Annotated in this window: 2 protein-coding genes; one reads left to right on the top strand and one right to left on the bottom strand. The window is 37.5% G+C overall.

All coding sequences use genetic code 11. From position 1 onward, the window contains the following. The coding region (locus ACFIJ7_RS08250) for a Vomp family autotransporter (RefSeq protein ID WP_375645020.1) at positions 1–1,751 on the top strand (1,751 nt) is incomplete at its 5' end. A gap of 79 nt (positions 1,752–1,830) precedes the next feature. Here ACFIJ7_RS08250 and ACFIJ7_RS08245 read toward each other — a convergent pair. Then, positions 1,831–2,046: a hypothetical protein gene (locus ACFIJ7_RS08245; protein WP_375645019.1), complete on the bottom strand. Its 216-nt coding sequence runs from the start codon at positions 2,044–2,046 to the stop codon at positions 1,831–1,833. Positions 2,047–2,236 lie beyond the last annotated feature (190 nt).

Genomic DNA, 2,236 nt, shown 5'->3' with positions numbered 1-2,236 from the left:
TTGCAAACAAATCAGGTGATGTTCGTACAATTTCTGGTGTGAAAGCAGCAGTTAAGGATGATGAAGCTGTTAATAAAGAACAGCTTGATAAAAGTATAGAGAAGATTTCTAAGGATATTAATCTCACAACTGCTGCTGCAGTTCTCTACGATAAAGAAAATGGTACCGTTAATTATGGTAGTATAACTTTAGGTGGCGATAAAAATAAAGAGCCAGTAGCTCTCCTTAATGTCAAAGCTGGTACAATTGCTAAAAATTCGCATGATGCGATCAATGGCAGCCAGATTGAAAAAATATCTGGAGATATTGCAAACTATTTTGGTGGTGATGCCTCATTCGAGAATGGTAACTTTAAAGGACCACAGTATAATTTATCTACAGTTTCTGCGGATGGTGAGGTGGTTCAGAAAACCTTTACTGATGTTGGCTCAGCTTTGAGTGGGCTTGATGCAAATGTAAAGAATATGAATACCCATCTGACAAATGTGACAAATGATTTTACACAACAAATCAATAATATTACTCAAGAAGTTAAAGGCGATGCCTTGTTGTGGAGCAAGGAAGAAAAGGCATTTGTAGCACAGCATGGAGAGGGAAAAACCAATAGCAAAATTAAGTTTCTTGCTAATGGAGACATTTCTGCTAACTCAACCGATGCTGTAAATGGTTCGCAACTCTATTTGATGAGTAATCAGCTTGCTGTGTATTTTGGTGGTGGCGCTGGCTATAATGATGGAAAATGGACTGCTCCTAATTTCAAGATAGCACAATTCAATAATGACGGTAGTTCTGGTGAGAAGAAGACATATCATGACGTTGCCAATGCTTTTGAAGGCGTGAGTGAGAGTATGTACAAGATAAACAATCGCATTCAAAATGTTGAAAACAATGTTTCGTCCAATGGTTTAAATTGGAATGAGCAGGAAAAAGCCTATGACGCTAGCCATGATGGTCAACCAAGTAATATTATCAATGTAGCAAATGGTGAAATTGCAGAAGGTTCAAAAGATGCAGTCAATGGCGGACAGCTTTGGCAGACCAACGAACGTGTCAATGGCGTTGAGAAAGATATTAAACATATCGAAAACAGAGTCGACAATATTTCCACTACGGTTACGGATATTGGTAAAACGGTTTTTAATATTGAAAACAGAGTTGATAATATTGAGAACACGGTTAATAATCTTTCTGATGGTGCAGTTAACTATGATAAAGATGCTGATGGTAAAAAGACCAATAAGATCACTCTACAAGGTGGGAATGAAAGCGAACCTGTTATGATTGATAATGTTGCGGATGGTCGTATTGAACAAGGTTCGAAAGAAGCTGTTAATGGTGGTCAGCTACATGACTACACTGAACAGCAGATGAAGATCGTTCTTGATCAATCAAAGCATTACACAGATCAACGAGTGAATAATATCGTTATCGATGCTATTGATGATGCCGTTGATCGGGCTCACCAATATACAGATATGAAGTTTAATATTTTAAGTTATGACATTAAGAGCGTACGCAAAGAAGCAAGGCAAGCAGCAGCTGTTGGTCTAGCAGCGTCCAACCTACGTTACTTCGACGAACCAGGATCTTTGAGTGTCTCATTTGGTAGCGGCGCATGGCGTGGACAATCCGCATTTGCTCTTGGTGCTGGTTATACATCTGAAAACGGAAAAATCCGCTCTAATCTCTCTGCCACGAGTGCTGGTGGTCATTGGGGAATAGGTGGTGCAATCACTCTGAAAATAAAATAATAAGAACAACGAAAACTTAATAAAATTTTCACCCTTATTGATTGAAATAAGGGTGATTTTTTTTAAGACGCTACAGTATTTATCTAGAGATAAGCATAATATTTAATGCATATACAAGATCACCAAAAGCAGCTGAATTATCTCCTTTGCTCTGCGTATTCAAACCTACAGCAATAGAACTTAGACCCTCCGCAGTAGCCGATGGACCTAAAGCAACAGATGAGGCTATAAACTTTGGGGTTTTATAGAAGCTTTTTCTATATTTTTGTTGAAAAAAGATCACAGTAGAATCCATATTGCTAAAAAGTTATATTTTTATGTTGCTATTTTCTTGAACAGTCTATAGTGATACGGAAATGTATATTAGTAAGACTCATTTTGATAAAATAACTTTCAAAGGGGGGATAGGTAGTGCGTAAAGATAGAAGGTACATCACAAGACCGCGCATATATCATTATATGATACTTTAAAAAGAGAAAACCTA

Source organism: Bartonella sp. MR100HLJHH (assembly GCF_042194215.1).
Classification (GTDB): domain Bacteria; phylum Pseudomonadota; class Alphaproteobacteria; order Rhizobiales; family Rhizobiaceae; genus Bartonella; species Bartonella grahamii.
Note: the sequence above shows the minus strand (reverse complement) of the source record. Positions and strands in the feature narration are given on the sequence as shown.